This window comes from Streptomyces sp. NPDC020801 (genome assembly GCF_044334385.1).
Taxonomy (GTDB): domain Bacteria; phylum Actinomycetota; class Actinomycetes; order Streptomycetales; family Streptomycetaceae; genus Streptomyces.
In genome coordinates this window covers 39,026-57,023 of sequence record NZ_JBIRST010000008.1, presented here as the reverse complement: position 1 = coordinate 57,023, position 17,998 = coordinate 39,026, and the positions used below count along the sequence as shown (strand labels likewise).

The window sequence follows — 17,998 nt, the reverse complement described above, 5'->3', positions numbered from 1 at the left end:
GGCTACTGGGTGGTCGCGAAGTCCTGGGTCCAGTAGGCGTTGGGCTGGGCGAGGCCCACGCCGATCTCCTTGAACGCGCAGTTGAGGATGTTGGCCTTGTGGCCTGGGCTGGCCATCCAGGCCGCCATGACCTGCTCGGGGGTGGCGTAACCGTAGGCGACGTTCTCGCCGTAGGTGCTCCACAGGTAGCCGGCCCGCGTGATCCGGTCGCCCGGGGAGGATCCGTCGGACCCCGAGTGGGACATGTTCTGGTGGGCCGCCATGTCCTCGCTGTGGGCCTGTGCGACCTTCGTCAGGGTCGCATTGAGGGTCAGGGGCGAGCAACCGGCCTGGGCGCGCTCGGCGTTGACGAGTTCCACGATCCGGGCCGTGGTCCCGGACGCCGTGGCGGTGGCCGTCGGGGCACTCGGCGCCGGGGGAGTGGCCGAAGCAGAGGCGGGGACGGTGGCCTTCGGGGGGCTGGGAGGCGGCGTGGTCCGGGGCCGTGCAGCCGTGGTGGTCGCGGTGCTCGCGGGCGCGGTGCTCCTGGGCTCCGGTGCGGTGTGCCTCGGTGCGGCGGTCCTCGGAGCGCTCGCAGAGGGGGCCGGAGTCTTCGAAGCCGCCGGCCTGGCAGGCCTGTCCTCGTCGCGGTTCCAGCTCGAATTCCAGCCGGAGTTCCAGTCGCCGGTGCGACCGCGGTGCGGGTCGGTGTCGTGCCGCCACTTCCTGGCCGCGTTCTGCTGTGCGCCGTGGAACTGGCTCCGTCCGCTGTCGGGCCAGTCGGTGCAGGCCATGGCGACGGACGGTATGCCCACGGCGCCGATGGCCAGGGCGGCGACGGCGATCCGCCGGTGCTGCTTCTTGCGGTGCTTCCCCATGCGTGACCTCACCCGGTAGTCGCCGAGCGCTTCCTGTGCGGCTGGCTTTGCGTGGACACTGCTCCTGAACTGCGGCGATGTCCTGCGGGCCGCCATTTTCAGGATGGCTTCGCCGGGAACGCAACGGGCTCCACCACTACCTCGCTTCGTAGGTCCGCAGGGCCCTTGTCAGGGGAGTGGAGGCGTGCTGGTCCGGCCTCCCCGGCCTTCGAGCGGTTCTGTCGCCTCGTCACCTTTGCTTGGAACGCGCCCGGAACGGGGAATGCGGCGCGCGGGCGGAACTCCGTTGGGTGTGATGCGAAGAGCGTCTGTTTCAAGAGGGATAAATCCCCCATGTCGCCCAGGGGGCTTCCTACTATCCGGCCCGACCAGATCCGAAAGTCCGTGTGAGGGATGTCACCGGCCGGGGGAGCGGTGTGCTCGGTTCCCCGGCCGGCGGGCCGGTGTCAGTTCAGAGCGGGCGGGCCGGCCTCGGCGCTCGTTCCCCAGGCGGACGGCTCGGTGCCGACCGCGAACCCGAGCGAGCGCGCGTTCCGCAGCGCGTCCGTCGTGAGATACGTGCGGTCGTAGGGGGAGCCGTCGAGCCGCGCCGACTGGATGTAGCGGCGGGCGTCCGAGGTGCCGGGCGCCGTCACCGTGAGCGCGCCGCGCGGGTAGTAGCGGCGGTCCAGCCGCAGGTCGACGCGGTCGAAGACGGGCGTGGACAGGCCCCAGGTGTCGTAGCCGGGCTGCACCGGGAAGATGCCGATCGACGACAGCACGTTCCAGGCGGACATGGTGCCGAGGTCGTCGTTGCCGGTCATGCCGGTCGGGGTGTCCGTGAAGAGGGTCAGCGCGGCGTGCACCACGTCGGTGGTCTTCCACGGCCGGCCGGTCGAGAGGTAGGTGTACGGGGCGATGAGATCGGGCTCGTTCTGCGGGTTGTACTTGTCCGCGTTGTAGTAGTCGTACGGGCCGTTCACCCACACCTCGCGGGCGGTCTTCGCGGGGTCCTTCACCAGCCGGTCGTAGGCGAAGAAGGAGTCCAGCCGGTCGTTGGCCGCCTGCTTGCCGCCGATCAGGCCGACCAGGCCCGGCAGGTCCTGCGGCACGAGCCACTGGTACTGCCAGGCCGTGCCCTCGTGGAATCCCTCGCTCCGGGCGGGGTCCGCCGGGCCGGTGAAGGCGCCGGAGGCATCGCGCGCGCGGAAGAAGCCGGTCGAAGCGTCGAAGATCTTCCGGTAGTTCTGGGCCCGCGCGGCATAGCGCGCCGCGTCGGCGTCGTGGCCGAGATCGCGGGCCATCTCGGCGAGCACCGCGTCCGACAGGGCGTACTCCAGCGTCGCGGACGCACCGTGGTCGTAGTCGGAGTCACCGGGCTTCGCGTGCGGGCGGCCCTTGACGTACGGCGCGAAGCCGTCCGCGATGTACTCCTTGTCGGCCTCGCGGCCCACGGCCGGCGAGTCGGCGGGCGGCACCGAGTCGGCGTTCTTCCTCAGCGCGCGATAGGCCCGCTCCTCGTAGCCCTTGAGCAGGCCCTGCTGGTAGGCGTTGGTGAGGAACGGGGTGACCGGATCGCCCGTCATGATGTTCGTCTCGACCGTGCCGTAGCCCCACTTGGGCAGCCAGCCGCTCTCCTCGTCGATCCTGATGACGGAGATCGCCATGTCCCGGGCCTCACGCGGCGCCAGCAGCGACAGGAGCTGGGACTGGGTGCGGTAGGTGTCCCACAGCGACCAGTTCTGGTAGTAGGTGAAGCCCCGTGCGCGGTGGATCCTCCGGTCCCAGCCGGTGTACCGGCCGTCGGCGTCGCTGCCGATGTTGGGTGCGAGGAAGGACCGGTACAGGGACGAGTAGAAGGTGCGGCGCAGAGTGTCGCTGCCGCCCTGCGCGCGGACGTCGCCGAGCCGGTCCTCCCAGGCGCGCCGTGCGGCGTCGCGCACCTGGTCGAAGGAACGGCCGCCCTCGGTGCGGAGGTTCACGGCCGCGCCGTGGGCGTCGACGTAAGAAAGCGCCGTCGTCGCCTCGACGGTCCGGTCCCCGGTCGTGTCGAAGCGGACGTAGGCGCCGTCCCGGCCGGTCCTGGAACCGTCGGTGACCGTGGAGCCGTTCCAGGTGCCGTAGGCGGTGAACGGGCGGTCGAAGCGGGTGATCGTGTAGACGGTGTACGGCTTGGTGTCCTGGCAGAAGCCGCTGCCGGTGATCGCGGTGCGCACGGTCCGGTTGTCGAGCACCTCGACCTCGGTGGACACCGTCCGGTGCAGTGACTGGCCCGCGTTGAGCAGAACGTCGGCCTTGTCGGTGGCGGGGAAGGTGTAGCGCTGGACGCCGGTGCGCGCGGTGGCGGTCAGTTCGGCCTCGATGCCGGTCTTGAGACCGACCCTGTAGTAGCCGGGGCTCGCCGTCTCCGTGTCGTGGCTGAACTCGGCCTGGTACTTGCCGTAGTCCGTCTCGGTGACGTCGCCGGTGGTCGGCAGCACCGGCAGGTCGCCGCCCAGGCCGCAGCCGACGCCGGAGAGATGGACGAGGGAGAAGCCCCGGATGTGGTTCTGGGAGTAGTCGTAACCGGTGTTGTGCCCGGTGTCCGGCGAGAACTGCACCATGCCGAAGGGCACGGCCGCGCCGGGGTAGGTGTTGCCTTCGTTCTCGGTGCCGATGAACGGGTTGACGAGATCGGTGAGCCGGCCGTCCCTCGCGGTCGCCGCCCGGGCCGCCGTGGGAGCGGTGAGGGCGGCGCCGAGGAGCGCAACCGCCGCGACCGCCGTGCCCCCAGCCCGTATCAGCCGAGTCCATCTCATGGGCGACAGCCCCTCCCCAAAGACCTGGACAACGTTGTCAAAGAGCCGCGCTCATTCTTCGGGGTGTACGTGTACTCGTCAAGAGTCTGCGCAACCCGGCCCCCCGGCGCTCCCCCCGGCGTCCGGGCAACGAGCGGTGTCGGCGCCCCGCCGGAACCGCCGCCGTGCGGGCCCCTTCGACAAGGGCGCCGTGATCGTGGGCACCGTGACACGGCTCGCCCGCGACACCGGCACCCCGCTGGAGGCCGTCCACCTCCGGCAGTCGGGCGCCGTCCGGAGCAGACGTCCGTCGCCGAGGAACAGGCCGTCGGCGCCGAGGACTTCGGCCGTGCCGGTGCCGCCGTCATGGCCCCCCTCGCCGCCAAGGTGGCGCGATGGCCGGCCGGATCCTCACCGCCGACGGCAGTTCACAACACCCGGAACACACACGACTGCCCCCGGTCGCACTCGTCCGGGGGCCGTCGCGAAGTCACTTGGGAAGGAAGGCGAGCGGAGCCGACGGCCGATGTGCCGCCTTCACGTCCGTCCCGCCCTGTCCGGCCGGGGTTATGTCTTCCGGCGGTGGCCCGAGGTCCGCGGCATCCGCTCGGCGCCCCGGGAGCCCGCGGTCACTTCCTCGGAGCCGGAGCCGGAGCCGGAGCCGGAGCCGGAGCCGGAGCCGGCGTCGGCGTCGGCGTCGGCGTCGGAGCCGCGGCCGGCGTCCGAAGCGGAGGCGGAGTCCTGCCCGGAGCCGAGGATGCCGTCGCCGTACAGGTCCTGCAGCCAGGTGGTCTGGTAGATCGTGTCGAGGTAGCGCTCGCCGAGGTCCGGTGCGATGGCCACGGCGGTCAGGCCGGCCGCCTCGTGCCGGGCCAGCCACTCCATCGCGCCGCTGACCACCGTCCCGGTGGAGCCGCCGAACAGGAAGCCGCGCCGGGCCAGCCGGTGGCAGGCGCGGATGGTGTCCGCCTCCTCGACCCGGACCACCTCGTCGACGTAGGACTCGTCGAGCAGCGGCGGGCGCATGCTCATGCCCAGGCCCGGGATCATCCGGCGGCCCGGCTCGCCGCCGAAGGCCACCGAACCGACGGTGTCCACCGCGACGATCCGCACCGGCCGGTGCCACTCGCGGAACCAGCGTGCGCAGCCCATCAGGGTCCCGGTGGTGCCCGCGCCGATGAACAGCACGTCGAGGTGCGGGAACTGGTGGGCGATCTCGGGCGCCGTCCGCCGGTAGTGCGCCCCCCAGTTGCCCGGGTTGGTGTACTGGCTGAGCCAGACGTACCGGTCGTCGGAGGCGCACAGCGCGCGGACGTAGTCGATCCGCGCGCCGAGGAAGCCGCCGTTGGCGTCCAGGTCGGCGATGATGTGCACCTCGCTGCCCAGCGCCTCCATCAGCAGCCTGGTCGACAGGTTGCAGCGGGAGTCGGTCACGCACAGGAACCGGTAGCCCTTGCTGGCGGCGATCATGCTCAGCGCCACACCCAGGTTGCCGGACGAGGATTCGATCAGGACCGAGTCGGGGCTCAGGAGACCGTCCCGCTCCGCGGCCTCCACCATCTCTATCGCGGCCTTTAACTTGATCGAGCCGGCGAAGTTGAAGCCTTCGCACTTCAGGTAGAGCGAGCGTCCGAAGATCGACTTCAGGTCGACGTAGAGCTGACCTTCGTTGAAGGCGTGGGGAGTGGAGATGACGGGCACGGTGGCCTCCTGGTGCCTGGGCCGGGGGAAGGGATGATCAGCCGTACCGGCGCAGCTCGTGGAAGAAGTCGTCGATCACGCGCAGGTTTCCGGCCCGGACCACCTCGTCGTGGACGTAACGGCCGACGGCGAGGTCGAGGACTCCCAGGCCGAAGGGTGAGAAGATCACCGTCCGGTCGGCCGGCGGATCCACCCGGCCCGTCATCACGTCGTCGAGGGTGCCGTCCAGGAAGTCGCGGTTGCCGGTGAGCTGCTCGGCCAGGTGGGGGGAGGTGTCGGCCTTCAGGCAGTGCTCGACGTCGTCGACGAAGTTGGCCGAGCCGAGCAGGATCTCGGGAGCCAGGTCGCGCAGCGACACGTGCAGGACCACGGGACGGTGGGCGAACCAGGCCGGATCGGTGACGTGCGGCCGGCCGGCGACGGTCGCGAAGACCACCAGGTCGCTGGAGCGGATCAGCTCCTCGGGGCTGTCGTGGACGGTGACGGTGCCGGTGGGTCCGGCGGCGTCGGCCTGCCGCAGATAGCCGCAGAACCCGTTGGCGCTGTCGGCGGAGACGTCGTACACCCCGACGGTGTCGAAGCTCCAGCCGGTGCCGGCCAGGAACGTGTGGATGTAACGGGCGATCAGACCGGTGCCGAAGAACCCGACGCGGGCCGGCCGGGTCCGGGTGCGGGTGAGCCAGTCCGCGGCGAGCGCGGCGGACGCCGCGGTCCTGGTGGCGCTGATGATGGAGCTTTCCAGGCAGGCGAACGGGTAGCCGGTGTCGTGGTCGTTGAGGATGAGGACCGCGGAGGCGCGGGGGAGACCGTCCGCCACGTTCTCGGGGAAGCTGGAGATCCACTTCAGGCCGTCCACGCCCGCCGGTCCGCCGACGGAGGCCGGCAGGGCGATGATCCGGGAGCTGGGCCGGTCGGGGAAGCGCAGGAAGTACGACGGCGGGTTCACCGTCTGCCCGGCACCGTGCAACCGGTAGGTGGCCTCGACCAGTTCGGCGAGTTCCTTCTCGCGCCCTTCGAGCGCCTGCCGGACCTGGGCGCCGGGGATCACCGCGAAGGTGGGCACCGGGGCCGGCCGTGCGGCGGCCGTGCGGGTGGCGGGGGACGGCACAGAGGTCATCGCTGCTTTCCCTTCGGGGTGGTGCCGCCCGAGTCCGGGCGCTGCGGCTCGGCCATGGCGACCAGCACCTGACGCTCACCGGTGAAGGCCTCCCGGCTGTGCGCGGTACGGATGTTGTCGACCAGCATCAGATCGCCGGACTGCCAGGGCTCGCGCCGGGTGTGCTCCTCGTAGGTGGCGTTGAGCAGCTCGACAACGTCCGCGCCGATCTCGGTGCCGTCCCCGTAACGGGTGTTGAACGGCAGTCCGTCCGGGCCGTACTCGTCCACCAGGTACTCGCGCACCTCCGGCGCCAGCGTCCACTGGTTGAGGAACGCGATCTGGTTGAACCAGCACCGGCGGCCGCTGACCGGGTGCCGTACCACGGCGATGCGGCGCTGCCGGGTGCGCAGTGAGCCGTCGGGCTGCCAGGCGAAGTCGATGGCGTGGGCGCGGCAGTAGTTCTCGACGGTCTCGCGGTCGTCGGTGCCGAAGGACTCCTCCAGGGAGGCCCCGATCTCGTCGTTGTAGCTGCGGGTGAGCAGCCAGCCCTCACGCTCGAACCGCTCGGTCAGCTCGGCGGGCAGCGCCCGGAGCACCTCTTCCGCGTCGGCCACCGCGGTCGCCCCGCCCTGGGCGGGCGCGGTCAGGCACGCGAAGAGCATCAGTCCGGGCACCTCCAGCGCGTAACTCAGCTCGTGATGCATGCACATGGGCTGGTTGGCCGGCCAGGCGGTGGAGGAGTACAGCTTCGGGCCGTGGAGTTCGCGGGGGGCGAAGGCCTCCCGCTCCGTCATGAGGGTGGAGGCCAGTTGGGCGAAGACCGAACCCACCTGGTCCGGATCCCGCAGCCCGAGGCCGCGTACGAGCAGTGCGCCGTGCTCGGTGACCTGCGCGCGCAGTGCCTCGCGGTACTCGGCCGCCCACCTGGCCACGTCGACGGGGGTGTCGACATGCAGGACCGGCGGCCTGTCCGGCCGCAGCTCCACCTCCAGCAGCGACGCCGGGGACGAGAACGACATCTCGGTTTCCTTTCGTTCGTCACACCAAGGGAGGCTCAGGAGCTCCGGGGTGTTCGGGGAACGGAGTGTTCAGGAGGAGGCCAGCAGTTCGGCCGCGCCCAGTACGGCCTGCGCCGCCTCGGCCGGCCGGGTGCGCAGGAAGTAGTGGCCGCCGTCGGGGAGTTCGTGCAGGTCCACCTGCTCGGCCAGCAGCCGCCAGTCGCGGTGGCGGTCGCGGAATCCCGTGGTGTGCGGGTCGTCGTCGGCGACGACAACGGTGACCGGCGCGGTCAGCTTCACCGTCGGCGGCGTCCGCAGGGCGTCGGCGAAGTAGCGGTGGGCGCAGACGCAGTCGTGCCGGTAGGCGGCCCCGATGTGTTCGGCGTGCCGCGCGTTCAGTTCGCCGAGCTCGGTGTAGCCGCTGTCCGCGCTCAGCCCGGCGGCGATCTCGGCGTTGCTCCGCTGCGTCAACTCGGTGACGGCGGCGAGCCGTTCGGCCGCCGTGCCGAGCAGCTGGGCGCCGAGGAACACCCGCACCACGTCGGTCCCGCGCTCCTGCAGCCTTCTCGCCGTCTCCACGGCCGGCGCGGCACCGGAGGAGTGGCCCCACAGCATGACCCTCTTCGGGCCGCACCCGGCGATCTCGGCGACCACCTGCTCCACCACCGTCGCCATCGGCGCGAACGGCTCCTCCCCGGCGGCCAGGTCGTGACCGGGCAGGTCGACCGCGTACACCGCGAGCCCGCTGTCCGCCAGTGCGCTCGCCATCGGGCGGAAGTTGACCGCGTTGCCGCCCGCGTAGGGGAAGCACACCAGAGCGCACTCCGGCGTGCCGTCCGCCACCAGCGGCTGGAGCAGTTCCGGGTGCTGCCGCCGGGCGCCGTCGAGGAGCGCGGCGAGGTCGGCGAGCACCGGGTGGCGGGTGATGTCCTTCAGGGACACCGCGCGGTCCAGGGCGATGGTGAGCTTCACCGCCGACAGCGAGGTACCGCCGGAGTCGAAGAAGTGGTCCCGCCGGCCGATCGACTCCCGGGGCAGGCCCAGCAGTTCGGCCCAGGCGGTCGCCAGCCGCCGCTCGGTCGGGGTGCACGGAGCGTCGTCGTGCTGCCCGGTGCCGTCCGGGCCGGCGGCCGGTGCGGCCTGCTCGGCCAGCGCGGTCAGGGCCTTGCGGTCGATCTTGCCGTTGCCGGTCAGTGGCAGACTCTCGTGCCAGTGGAAGGCGGTCGGGACCATGTACGCGGGGAGTGCGGCACCCAGTGCCTGCCGCAACTCCTGCGCGTCCAGGCGCCGGCCGGAATAGAAGGCGATCAGATGCGCGCTGCGGCCGGCGAGTTCGGCTACGACGACCGCCCCGTCCCGTACGCCCGGCACCCTCAGCAGGGTGTTCTCGATCTCGCCGATCTCGATCCGGAAGCCGCGGATCTTGACCTGGCTGTCCCGGCGGCCGAGGAACTCCAGCTCGCCGCCCGGATGCCAGCGTCCCCAGTCGCCGCCCAGGTACAGCCGCTCACCAGGCCGGTACGGATCCTCCCGGTAGGCCTCACGGGTCCGTTCGGGATCGTTGACGTACCCGCGCCCCACGCACACCCCGGAGAAGGCGATCAGGCCCGGGGCGCCCAGTGGCACCAGCGACAGCTGCTCGTCGACGACGTACACCCGTACGTTGCCCACCGGGCGCCCCAGCAGCACCCGGTCCGGCACCGCGGTCATGACCTCGTGGTTGGTGTCGTCGGAAGTCTCGGTCAGTCCATAGGCGTTGACCAGCTTGATCCCCGGTTCGATGGCGAACCAGCGCTGGACCAGCTCCCGTTTGAGCGCCTCGCCGGTCACCGACACACAGGCCAGGTCCGGCAGCGGACGGGGACGCTGTTCCAGGTAGGACACCACCACCTCCAGGTAGGAGGGAACGACCTGCGCCACCGCGACCCGGCCGCGGACCAGCGTGTCGACGAACCGCTCCACGTCCACGATCGCGTCCTGCTCGACCAGCAGGGTGCGCCCACCCATCAGCAGCGCGGCCAGCAACTGCCACAGCGAGATGTCGAAGCACTGCGGGGCCGTCTGCGCCACCACCCGGTCCGGGCCGATGCCCAAGTCGTCGATCTTGGCATACAGATGGTTGAGCATGCCCGCGTGCTCGCACATCGCGCCCTTCGGCTCGCCCGTGGAGCCGGAGGTGAAGTAGATGTACGCCAGCTGATCGGCCGTCACCTCCACCCGGGGGTCGGTCTCCGCGTGCCCCTCCCCGTACGCCGCCCCGACCAGCAGCCTCTCGACCCGCGCCGGCAGGGTGGCCAGCGCCTGGTCCAGGGTCCCGGTGCTGCCGGGTTCGGTCAGCACCAGCCGGCATCCGGCGCGGGAGAGCGTGGCCGCGATCCGGCCGGCCGGGAAGTGCGGCTCGATCGGCAGGTAGACGCCTCCGGCCTTGAACACCGCCAGCACCGCGGCCAGCCAGTCCAGGTTGCGTTCGGTGACCACCGCCACCACGTCCTCCCGGCCCAGTCCGCGGGCGAGCAGTGCCCGCGCCAGCCGGTTGGCGCGCGCGTTCAGCTCCGCGTACGTCCACGAGAGGTCGCCGTGCACCGCGGCCACCGCCTCCGGATGCGCCCGCACCCGCTGCTCGAAGAGTTCGTGCGCCCGTGCGTCGGGCAGCTCCCGGTGCGGTCCGGCCAGCCCTTCGAGCTGCTCGCGCACCTCCTCGTCCGACAGCAGGGTGCCGTGGGTGTGCTCGGCGTCCGTGTCGCCCGTGATCAGTCTGAGCGCGCTCAGGTGATAGCCGCCGATCCGGGCCGCGGACCCGGCGTCCAGCGCGTCCGTGCGGTACCGCAGCCGCAGCACCGGCCGCCCGCTCCAGTCGCTCCAGCCGACGCGGAGCACCGCGTCGCCGGGCAGGGGGCCCTCGGTGTCCGCGGGATCGAACACCACCTCGTACGCCGGTCCGGTCAGTCCCATCTCCCGGCGCAGTTCGTCCACGGGGAAGTCGCGGTGTGTCAGCAGGTCCGCCGCGACGCGACGCGCGCCGAGCACCAGCCGGCGCCACGACTGCGGCACCACGCTCAGCCGGCAGGGCAGCGGGCCGCCGTCGGTCCGCGCGGCATAACCGGTCACCACGTCCTGCTCGGCCGACAGCGCGGCCAGCACCTTGGCGTGGGCGGCCAGCAGTACCGCGCTCACCGGCACGCCCAGCTCCGCCGCCGTCTCCCGCACCGCCCGCACCGTCACGGACGGCACCGCCAGCTCGTGTTCGGCCGTGCCCGGCACGGGTTCGCACGCCCACCGGGGGACGGCGGTGAAACCGCCGGCGGCCAGCACATCGCCCCAGAAGTCCCTGTCCGCTGCTACGAGCGCTCCCATTGACCGCTCCTTCCTCAGTTCGCCGTCGGCGCGGCGGGGTTTCCTCCCCATTCCGCTTTCGGGGGGACTTCCTCGCCCTTCATGAGGAAGGAGTCGGGCGCCAGCACGGCCTCGTCGCCCATGACCACGCCGTAGTGCACATGGGCACCGACGCCGAGCGTGCAGTCGGCGCCGAGCGTTGTGTGGTCGGACTTGAAGGTGCCGTCCTCCTGCGAATGGCACTGGAGCTTGCTGCCCACGTTGAGCGTGCAGTCGTCCCCGATGACGGCGAGCGTCCGCTCCGTGATGTAGCAGCCGTCGTCGAAGACCCTGCGTCCGATGCGCACGCCCATGAGCCGCCACATCACGCTCTTGAACGGGGTGCCGTTGAAGACGTTGAGGTACTTGTCCGGCACCTTCCACAGACGCTCGTGCCACCAGAAGTACGGGTCGTAGATGGAGCACAGACGGGGGCGCAGCGCCCGGAACGACGCGATGGCCCGTTCCACCAGGACGAAGTACAGGCAGGTGAAGGCGAGGGTGAGCGCCAGATAGGCGCCGATCACCACGTGCCCCAGCGTGCCGTAGAGGCCCACGGAGGCGAGGGCGAACGCGGTGAGGACGAAGGCGTGCAGCCAGCGCAGCAGGAGGAACAGCGCCATCGAGCGGAGGTTGTAGCGGTTCTTCGCCGCGAGGTTGCGGCGCAGTTCGTCGCCGGTGCGCAGGTGGTCGAACCGGGTGTCCCGCTCCACCGACCGGGGGATCTCGAAGCACGGTGAGCCCAGCAGGCCGACCCCGTGGCGGACTTCGCCGTCGAGCGGGACCATCACCTTGGTGGCCAGCAGGCAGTTGGCACCCGTCCTGGCCCCCGCCGGGTAGGCGATGTTGTTGCCGAGGAAGTTGTGCGGGCCGATCGACGCCCGGCTCACCCGGAACGAGGTGCTGGAGAAATCCGCGTTGATGACGGAGAGCCCGTCGGCCACCATCGTTCCGCTGCCCACGGACACCAGGAACGGTGTCTCGTGCTGCACCTCGGTGCCGAAGTTCGACCCGGTCTGCTCCACCCGGGACAGGTCGTAGCCGAGGCCGCGCAGATAGGGGACGATGTAGGAGCTGTCGCCGAACAGCCAGGTGAAGAACTTGATGTTCGTCAGGCCGGCCACCGCCCGGTGCACGGCGTAGTGGAAGCCGTAGAGCGGATAGACCCGGTCCGGCTCGAAGGCCAGGCTCAGCAGACGCGGCAGCGTGTACAGGGCGACCAGGCCCACCACGAGCGTGCCGAAGAACACCACCGTGGACACCAGCAAGCTGTCGGTGAGGAACTCCCAGGCGGTGGTGCCGGCCGTCTCCGCGGTCATCCGCCCCCTGAGCGCCGGAACCTCGGCGAAGAGCATGTACATCCCGCCGACGACGAGCGGCAGGTACAGCAGGAACAGCTGGAGCAGCGTGGTCAGACCGAAGCCGGCCCGGCGCAGCGTGCCGCACCGGGCCGGCCCGACCCGCACGTAGTCGATCGCCGTGGGCTGTGCCGGTGACCCGTGCCGGTGCTCGCCCGCCGGGATCTCCTGCCCCCGGTACAGGGCGGAGGCGTGGCCGAGTTGTGCGCCGTCGCCCATCGACGTGTCGATGTCCAGCACGGTCTTCTCGCCGACGAAGACGTTACGGCCGAGAGTGATGCGGCCGGTCTGGATGTGTCCGGCGTGGGCCCGGTAGCCGAGGAAGAAGGAGTCCTTGCGGATCACCGTGCCGGCGCCGATCGTGAGCAGGTCGGTGCAGACCGGGACGGAGGGGGAGAGGATCGTTACGTCCTTGCCGATCCGCGCGCCGAGGGCCCGCAAGTACATGACGTACAGCGGATTGCCGACGAAGAGGATCATGGGATTGGCGTGCAGCAGTGCCTTGACGATCCAGAAGCGCAGATAGGCCGTACCCCACACGGGGAACTCCGCCGGTTTCCAACGGCCGATCAGAATCCACTTCGCCACCACCGGGAACGCGCACACGGCGACGAAGCCGATGCCGCCGCACAGGAGGGAACGCTCATAGATACCGACGAGGCCCGAACCGGCGGCGACCCAGTCGTAGGCGCGGGCGGTGGCCATTCCGATGACGATCGAATACCCGAGGAAAACCAGCAACTGCGCTGTTCCGCACAGCACATAACGAAGGGTGCTCTTCGGCGACCTGCGGGCGGGTGGCGCCGTGTGTCCCGGGGGCGGCGCCGAAACGTCCGGGCCGGCCGCCGGGGCTGCGGCCGGGGCTGCGGCCGGGGCCTGCCCGAGGGCCTGCGCCAGGGTGCGCACCGTGGGGTTGCGGTAGATGTCCTTCATGGACACCGACGGCAGACCGGGTGTCTTCCGCACCCGTGCGCAGAACTGCGCCATCACCAGGGAGTTGGCCCCGAGGTCGTCGAAGAAGTTGCTGTCCGGCGCGACCCGCTCGACGTGCACGACGTCCGCCAGAATTCCGGCCAGTTCCGTCTCGGTGTCCGTCGTCGCCGGGGCGGTTCCGGTGCGCGGGGCGGTCGCGGGTTCGTCCGGACCGGGCACCAGGATGTCCGCAGACTTCTCCACCATGCGAGCTCCCTGAGGAAAGGTAGAAACCATCGGCCAGCGGTGGCCGGTCCCCGAGACCGTGCGTTTTCGCCTGATCACGAAACCAAGGATCAGTCTTGTGCGATCACCGCGGGGTTGCCACTCGGATACGGACGCGCCGACGGACGCGATGAGCGCCCGGGCCGGGCCGTTCCTCCTGTTCCCGGCCCTGCGCACCGCCCTGCCGGGTGACGGGATCACCCGTATGGAGGTTCACCCCAGGAGCGGAGCGCACGGCGCATATGCCCGTGCGCCGGGTGCCCGGCCGGCACCGGCGGCCGGCGCCTGCCGGGCCGCGAGGGGCGTCGCATCCGGGTATCCGGGCCCCGAGTGGCCACCGCCCGACCCGGCGCGCAGACTGGGCAGTGACGCGGGGCCGCGACTGGGCAGTATCGCGGGGCCGCCCGAAGCAGGGCTGTGCCGGCCCGTGGGCCGGACCGTTCGTTGAGGGGGCCGATATGGCCGTAGAAATCCCGCCTCTGATCAAACCCTCCCGTCTCAGGCGTCGTGGAGGTCTGTGGGGCGAGTGCCTGTCAGAGTTCCTGGGGACCTTCGTCCTCATCTCCTTCGGCACCGGCGTGGTGGCCGTGGCGGTCGCGGCACTGCCGGGTTCGGGCCGCACGTCGGGCCCCACGACCTTCTTCATCAGTTCCGGCGACTGGCTGCTGATCACCTGGGGATGGGCCATGGCCGTGGTCTTCGGCGTGTACGTGGCCGGCGGCGTCAGCGGGGCCCACATCAACCCGGCGGTGACGCTCGCCTTCGCGGTGCGGCGCAAGTTCCCGTGGGTGAAGGTCGTGCCGTACTGGATCTCGCAACTGGCCGGCGCCTTCGTCGGCGCGGCCCTGGTGTACGGCGTCTACCACGCCGCGATCAACACCTTCGACGCCGCCATGAAGGGGCCGAAGACGCACGGGCACACGCTCGCCTCGTTCTCGATCTTCGGAACCTTCCCCGCGCCCTACTTCCACGGCGGCGACTGGGGTCCGCTGGTGGACCAGATCGTCGGCACCGCGTTCCTGGTGATGCTGGTGGTGGCGCTCATCGACCTGCGCAACACCGCCGTGCAGGCGAACCTCGGGCCACTGCTGATCGGCTTCGCGGTGGCCGCCATCGGCATGTCCTTCGGTGCGAACGCCGGATACGCCATCAACCCCGCCCGTGACTTCGGTCCGCGCCTGTTCACCTACTTCGCGGGGTGGGGAGATCTCGCGTTGCCCGGCAGCTTGGCCGGCGCGTTCAGCGACTACTGGTGGATCCCCATCGTCGGACCGTTCATCGGCGGCGTGATCGGCGTGCTGGTGTACGACCTCTTCATCGGCGACGTCCTGCACATTCGCGCCCAGGAGGGCGAGCTCCCGGAGGTCGGCCGCACCCGCCCGGAGGACTAGGCCCTGTCGTCGGGCCCCGGCGACGGCCGGACCGGCCGCCGGGGTGTGCCGGGCGGCCGGACGCGTCGGGCGCGGGGTCAGCCGTGGTAGTTGATGTAGCCGTTGCCGTCGCGGTCGTCGCGGGACCGGGTGTAGGAGTGGACGTCGGCGCGGGCACCGGAGGGCTTGTACAGGTAGATGGTGTCCTTGTCGTTGTTCCAGATGAAGTTGCAGTTCTGGCGGTAGACGACGTTCCCGGCGTCGGAGTCCGTGCCCCTGCCCCCGCGGAGCTTCACGTAGTCACCGGGCTGGAGGTAGTGGTTGGCGGCGAACGTGAAGCGGTGCCCGGCGGCGTCCTTGACGAAGTAGCCCTTGAGGTTGACGGTCGTCGAACGCGAGTAGTTCTTGATCGTCAGGTACTCGTCCCTGGTGTTGCCGGTGGTGCAGCTGTTGGAGTCCCGCCCGGGCGCGTCGTACTGGACGCCCTTGATCTTCAGGGCGGAGGAGTACTCGGTGGCCTGCGCCGGGACCGCGACGGCGACGGCGACCGTTCCGGCCGTGGCGGCCACGGCCAGCATGGAACGTATACGCATGAGGATCCCCCCTCGGTGGTGCGAATGGAGCGCCTGGAGCATACACAAAACGTGATGGCAGGGTGACGTAGAGGTGCGGAAAGTGTGAAGAAGGTTGGCGCGGGTTGGCCCTGCGCGGGTCGCCGGTGCGGGTGGCGGACCTGGGGTGCGGGCTCGGCCGTGTCACCGCCCATCTGGCCGGGCCGGGGCTGGACGTCTTCGGGGTCGACCTGTCGTCCGCGATGGTCGGCCTGGCCCGGCGCGCCCATCCGCAACTGAGTTTCACGCAGGGCTCGATGACCGCGCTGCCGTTCGGCGACGGCACGCTCGGCGGCATTCTGGCCTGGTACTCCACCCGTCACACGCCACCTGAGCGGCTGCGGGCGGTCTTCGCCGAGTTCGCTCGAACGCTCGCGCCCGGCGGTCACCTGCTCTGGGGCTGTCATGCGGGCGACGAGAACCTGCGGCCCGGTCGGGGCTACGGACATCCGGTGTCCTGCCGGTGGTACCTCCGGTCCGTGGAACGAGTGGCCGAAGTGCTGGGCCGTGCCGGGCCGGTGGTGACGGCGCGGCTGGTGCAGGAGCCCGGTGGGCGCCTGGCTCGGCCGCACGCCTGTCTTGTGGCGCGCAAACCTTGAAAGCCGTACCGATGACAAAGGGATATGGTCGGTGACGGGTCCAACTCCGCTTGGACACACAGCGTTTACATGTGTTCGACCCGTCGGCCGACGCAGGCTTGTTATGGTGCTACTCGGCAGTAGCAAGCTGAACGGGGGGCACGGGGAGCGCGCGGGCTGTCGCCGCGAGTTCCTCGGGCGGGTGGTCGAGACCGGACGGTCTGGCAAGGGGGCCAGGTCGGCCCACGGCTTCTGCGCGTACACATCACGCGGCCATCGAACTCAGGTTCCCTCGCCCGATATTCCGGACAGGTGAGACTCGTCACATGGTTCGTTCCCTGGTCGATTCACTGACCGCACACGCCTCGCACCATCCCGATCGCGTCGCCTACCGGTATCTCGTCACCGGTGACTGCGACGGAGAGATCCAGGAGATCTCCTACGGGCAACTGGCCCGCCGTTCCCGGGCCGTGGCCGCCTGGCTGCAGGAACGCGGTCTGGCCGGCTGCCGTGCCATGCTGCTGTACCCGCCCGGGCTGGAATTCGTCAGCGCCTTCCTGGGCTGCCTCGCCGCCGGGGTCGTCGCCGTACCGGGCGTGCCGCCGCAGGGGCGGTCGCAGAACCACCGCGCCCTGACCCGGATGAAACGCCTCATCGCCGACGCGGACGCCAAGGTGATCCTCGGCGGGCGCGAAGTCATCGGTGTCCTGGACACGTTGGCGGGGCACCTGCCCGAACTCGAGGGCATCGCCCGCGTCACCACCGAGGACATACCCGACGACGCGGCCGGCTCCTGGCGCGAGGCCGATCTCGCCGCGGACTCGGTCGCCTTCCTGCAGTACACCTCCGGTTCCACCTCCGCCCCGCGCGGCGTCATGGTGACCCACGGGAACCTGCTGGACAACGAACGGCTCGTCACGGAGCGGATGGGCCACACCCCGGACGCCATGGCCGAGTACGGCCACGAGATGTTCGTCAGCTGGCTCCCCGTCTACCACGACATGGGCCTCATCGGCCCGGTACTGAACACGGTCCACCTCGGCGCGACCGCCACCCTCTTCTCCCCACTGCACTTCCTGCAGCGGCCCGAGCGCTGGCTCACCGCCGTCACCCGCTACCGCCCGCACACCTCCGGCGGCCCCAACTTCGCCTACGAGCTCTGCCTCAAGCACGCCACCCCCGGCCTCCTCGACGAACTGGACCTGAGTAGCTGGAAGGTCGCCTTCAACGGCGCCGAACCGGTCCGCGCCGCCACCCTGCGCCGCTTCACCGAGACCTTCGGCGCGGCCGGCTTCCGCCGCGAGGCCTTCTATCCCTGCTACGGCCTGGCCGAGGCCACCCTGATGGTCACCGGTGGCTCCGTGCACACCCCGCCCACCCTGCTGGAGGCGGACGGGGACGGCCCGCACTCCGGCGCCGTGGACGCGGCGGCCGTCGGCTGCGGCCGCCCCGGCCCCGGCCTGACCGTGGTGATCGCCGACCCCGAGCGGCAGCAGGAACTCCCCGAGGGCGAGACCGGCGAGATCTGGGTCGACGGCGCGAGCGTCGCCAAGGGCTACTGGCGCAACGCCCTCGCCACCCGCGAGACCTTCCGGGCCACCCTCACCGGCCGTGCGGGCCGCTTCCTGCGCACCGGCGACCTCGGCTTCCTGCGCGGCGGCGAACTCTTCGTCACCGGCCGCCTCAAGGATCTGATCGTCATCGACGGCCGCAACCACTACCCGCAGGACCTGGAGCTGTCCGCCGAACTGTCCCACCCGGCGCTGCGGCCCGGCTGCACCGCCGCGTTCTCCGTCGACGGCACGGCGGAGGGCGAGCAGCCCGTCGTGGTCGCCGAAGTGGCCCCGGACGCGGCCGGCGAGGCGGAGAAGATCACCGACCAGGTCCGCGGCGCGATCGGGGAGGCCCACGGCCTGTCCCTGCGGGACGTCGTACTCGTCCGTCCCGGCACCATCCCCAAGACGTCCAGCGGGAAGATCCAGCGCCACGCCACCCGCACGGCGTACCTCGACGGCACCCTCACCCTGCTCGGCGAGCCCGCCGCCGGGTGACACCGAAGCGTCACCGGCGCCCCTTCCGCCGGCGCCGGTGACGGCCGCCG

At 70.9% G+C, this 17,998-nt stretch carries 11 protein-coding genes; 3 read left to right on the top strand and 8 right to left on the bottom strand.

All coding sequences use genetic code 11. The features are described 5' to 3' along the window. Window positions 1-2: 2 nt before the first annotated feature. The 7 genes from ACH4UM_RS18110 to ACH4UM_RS18080 form a co-directional block, all read right to left on the bottom strand. A complete protein-coding gene (locus tag ACH4UM_RS18110) occupies window positions 3-857 on the bottom strand; it encodes a CAP domain-containing protein (protein ID WP_398179734.1) in 855 nt (284 codons plus the stop codon). Window positions 858-1,303: 446 nt separating this feature from the next. Next, window positions 1,304-3,634 carry a GH92 family glycosyl hydrolase gene (locus ACH4UM_RS18105; RefSeq protein WP_398179731.1) on the bottom strand — a complete coding sequence of 777 codons (2,331 nt, stop codon included), beginning with the start codon at window positions 3,632-3,634 and terminating at the stop codon, window positions 1,304-1,306. Between the two features lie 546 nt (window positions 3,635-4,180). Further along, the gene (gene sbnA / locus ACH4UM_RS18100; RefSeq protein ID WP_398179728.1) at window positions 4,181-5,314 is read right to left on the bottom strand and encodes a 2,3-diaminopropionate biosynthesis protein SbnA; all 1,134 of its coding nucleotides are present in this window, start codon (window positions 5,312-5,314) and stop codon (window positions 4,181-4,183) included. Window positions 5,315-5,351: 37 nt separating this feature from the next. Continuing rightward, the gene (sbnB, locus tag ACH4UM_RS18095) at window positions 5,352-6,431 is read right to left on the bottom strand and encodes a 2,3-diaminopropionate biosynthesis protein SbnB (RefSeq protein ID WP_398179725.1); all 1,080 of its coding nucleotides are present in this window, start codon (window positions 6,429-6,431) and stop codon (window positions 5,352-5,354) included. After that, the gene (locus ACH4UM_RS18090; RefSeq protein ID WP_398179722.1) at window positions 6,428-7,432 is read right to left on the bottom strand and encodes a TauD/TfdA family dioxygenase; all 1,005 of its coding nucleotides are present in this window, start codon (window positions 7,430-7,432) and stop codon (window positions 6,428-6,430) included. Before ACH4UM_RS18090 ends, sbnB begins: the two co-directional genes overlap by 4 nt. 69 nt (window positions 7,433-7,501) lie before the next feature. Further along, window positions 7,502-10,765 (bottom strand): amino acid adenylation domain-containing protein, encoded by a 3,264-nt coding sequence (locus tag ACH4UM_RS18085; RefSeq protein ID WP_398179720.1) that lies wholly within the window; start codon window positions 10,763-10,765, stop codon window positions 7,502-7,504. 14 nt (window positions 10,766-10,779) lie between these two features. Then, on the bottom strand, window positions 10,780-13,320 hold the full coding sequence (locus ACH4UM_RS18080) for a Pls/PosA family non-ribosomal peptide synthetase (RefSeq protein ID WP_398179717.1): 2,541 nt from the start codon (window positions 13,318-13,320) through the stop codon (window positions 10,780-10,782). Between the two features lie 476 nt (window positions 13,321-13,796). On the opposite strand from ACH4UM_RS18080, the gene ACH4UM_RS18075 reads away from it, so the two are divergent. Beyond that, complete coding sequence (locus ACH4UM_RS18075; RefSeq protein ID WP_398179714.1) at window positions 13,797-14,729, top strand: MIP/aquaporin family protein; 933 nt, start codon at window positions 13,797-13,799, stop codon at window positions 14,727-14,729. 77 nt (window positions 14,730-14,806) lie between these two features. On the opposite strand, the gene ACH4UM_RS18070 is transcribed toward ACH4UM_RS18075, so the two are convergent. Further along, window positions 14,807-15,301, bottom strand: coding sequence for a lamin tail domain-containing protein (locus tag ACH4UM_RS18070; protein WP_398179711.1), 495 nt, complete (start codon window positions 15,299-15,301; stop codon window positions 14,807-14,809). Between the two features lie 104 nt (window positions 15,302-15,405). Here ACH4UM_RS18070 and ACH4UM_RS18065 point away from each other — a divergent pair, with 104 nt between their 5' ends. Both ACH4UM_RS18065 and ACH4UM_RS18060 read left to right on the top strand, forming a co-directional pair. Further along, complete coding sequence (locus ACH4UM_RS18065; RefSeq protein WP_398179708.1) at window positions 15,406-15,918, top strand: class I SAM-dependent methyltransferase; 513 nt, start codon at window positions 15,406-15,408, stop codon at window positions 15,916-15,918. A 305-nt stretch (window positions 15,919-16,223) separates the two neighbouring features. Further along, window positions 16,224-17,948, top strand: coding sequence for a fatty acyl-AMP ligase (locus ACH4UM_RS18060; RefSeq protein ID WP_398179705.1), 1,725 nt, complete (start codon window positions 16,224-16,226; stop codon window positions 17,946-17,948). The last annotated feature ends 50 nt before the right edge of the window (window positions 17,949-17,998 follow it).